General features: G+C 47.2%; 2 protein-coding genes. Both read left to right on the top strand.

The genetic code is table 11. The annotated features are described in order from the left end of the window. The coding region (locus GMD1S_RS11800; RefSeq protein ID WP_000309396.1) for an LPXTG cell wall anchor domain-containing protein at window positions 1-1,761 on the top strand (1,761 nt) is incomplete at its 5' end. Between the two features lie 219 nt (window positions 1,762-1,980). Then, window positions 1,981-2,608 (top strand): glycosyltransferase family 8 protein (locus tag GMD1S_RS07130; protein WP_000711915.1); only part of this gene is annotated, 628 nt, incomplete at its 3' end.

Below are 2,608 nucleotides of genomic sequence, written 5' to 3'. Positions count from 1 at the left end.
TCAGCCTCAGTGAGCGCAAGTCAGTCTGTCTCAGTGAGTGCCAGTCAGTCTGCATCTGCAAGCTCCAGCCAATCAGCATCGGCAAGTGCTAGCCAGTCTGAGTCAGTGAGCGCTAGCCAGTCAGCTTCGGTAAGTTCGAGTCAGTCAGCCTCAGCGAGCGCTGGCCAGTCTGCATCTGCAAGCTCGAGTCAATCAACCTCAGTGAGCTCAAGTGAATCCGCCTCAGCCAGCGCCAGCCAATCGGCTTCAGCAAGTTCGAGCCAATCAGCATCGGCAAGTGCTAGCCAGTCAGCGTCCGTAAGCTCAAGTCAGTCAGCTTCAGTCAGCACAAGTGAGTTTGTATCGGCAAGTTCAAGTCAATCGGCTTCAGTGAGTGCTAGCCAATCAGCATCTGCAAGTTCGAGCCAATCTGTATCGGTGAGCTCAAGTCAATCCGCATCAGTAAGTGCTAGTCAGTCTGCTTCAGCAAGTGCCAGCCAGTCTGCCTCAGTAAGCTCTAGTCAATCTGCTTCCGTAAGCGCTAGTCAATCCGCGTCTGTAAGCTCAAGTGAATCCGCGTCAGTGAGCGCAAGTGAATCTGCTTCCGTAAGCGCTAGTCAATCCGCTTCAGTAAGTGCGAGTGAGTCAGCGTCTGTAAGCTCCAGCCAGTCAGCATCGGTAAGTTCGAGTGAGTCAGCATCGGTAAGTGCTAGTCAATCTGCCTCAGTAAGTTCAAGCGAATCTGCATCTGTAAGCTCGAGTCAATCCGCGTCAGCGAGCGCGAGCGAATCGGCTTCAGCAAGTTCGAGTCAATCTGCCTCAGTAAGTTCAAGTGAATCCGCGTCAGCGAGCGCGAGCGAATTGGCTTCAGTAAGCTCCAGCCAGTCAGCATCGGTAAGTGCTAGTCAGTCCGCTTCAGTAAGTTCTAGCCAATCAGCGTCTGTAAGCTCGAGTCAATCTGCGTCTGTAAGCTCCAGCCAGTCAGCATCAGTAAGCTCCAGCGAATCCGCTTCAGTAAGTTCAAGCGAATCTGCATCTGTAAGCTCGAGTCAGTCCGCTTCAGCAAGTTCGAGTCAATCAGTATCAGTGAGCGCCAGTGAATCTGCTTCAGTAAGCGCTGGTCAATCTGCTTCAGTGAGTGCGAGTGAGTCAGCGTCTGTAAGCTCGAGTCAATCGGCTTCAGCAAGTTCGAGTCAGTCCGCTTCATTGAGTGCCAGCCAATCAGTGTCAGCGAGCGCAAGTGAGTCAGCTTCAGCGAGCACCAGCCAGTCAGCCTCATTGAGCGCCAGTGAATCTGCGTCAGCCAGCGCTAGTCAATCCGCTTCAACAAGTACTTCAACTTCTGCAAGTATGCTAGCAGACGAATTAGCATTGGAAAGTGCCTCGATCTCAGCAAGTACATCAGTGAGCGAATCTACTTCAACGAGCGCATCACTCTCAGCTAGCATGTTCGCCAGTGAATCGATTCTAGAAAGTGCTTCGATTTCAGCAAGTATGTCAGTGAGCGAGTCAACGTCGATTAGCGCTAGTCTCTCGACTTCAGATTCTATTAGTAGATCTGCGTCAGCAAGTGCTCTGGCATCTACTTCAACAAGCACTTCTCTCTCAATGGCAAACATTGCAAGCCAAGGTCAATCCGCTTCAAGCAAGCCAAAACAAGTCTTGCCAAATACAGGAGCGTCGACTTCGGTAGCATCTGCTTTGTTGGGAGCATTGGCAGCTGTGACAGGTATCGGTCTTCTTGCCAAGAAGGATCAGAACGACGATCAAGAAAGTCATTGATAAGATATAAAAATCAATGAATAAATAGTGAAATGGAAAACCTTTGAAAACATGATTTTTCAAAGGTTTTTTCTATATGTGAGAATGGGAAAATCCTCTTTTGAGTTTGAAATAAACTAGGGGAAAAGGTATAATAGGAAGGTGAGAGAATCATCGAAAAAATCAGAACTATAGTAGTAGAAAAGTAGCCAAAAGAATGTGAAAAGAAAAGGGGACGAAATGAAAAAAGAGCTTCAAAAAGCCATTGTACTCGGTGGTGATAATGCTTATATGGACAAAATTGAGACAACAATCAAGTCAATCTGCGCCCATAACCGAGCAGTGACTTTTTATGTTTTCAATGATGATTTGCCATCAGAATGGTTTCAGCTCATGGAGAGACGTCTAGAGCCACTAGCCTCAAAAATCGTCAATGTCAAGATTAGTCATCAAGGTTTGAAAGAGTATAGTTTGCCACTAGCCCACCTAAGTTATGCAACTTTCTTTCGTTATTTTATTCCTCAGTTTGTTAGCGAAGATCTAGCCTTGTACCTGGATTCGGATATTATCGTTAGATCAAACCTAGATCAACTCTTTTTAGAAGATATGGCAGACTGGCCAGTAGCTGCTGTCGCAGATGCGCTAGTTCCTAGCACTTTTAATGCAGGTGTCTTGCTGATTAATGTGGCTCTCTGGCGTCAAGAAAAGGTGACGGAGCACTTGTTGAGTTTGACAGACCAACTGCATGACCAAGTTTTTGGCGATCAGGGCGTGTTAAATCACCTCTTTGAAAGTCGTTGGAAATCGCTGCAAGCTACCTATAATTTTATGGTTGGTATGGATACAGTGGCTCGAAATTACCAGATGG

This window comes from Streptococcus sp. GMD1S, from assembly GCF_000296875.1.
Taxonomy (GTDB): Bacteria; Bacillota; Bacilli; order Lactobacillales; family Streptococcaceae; genus Streptococcus.
The sequence above is the reverse complement of the archived record's forward strand: the minus strand, read 5'-3'. Positions and strand labels throughout refer to the sequence as shown.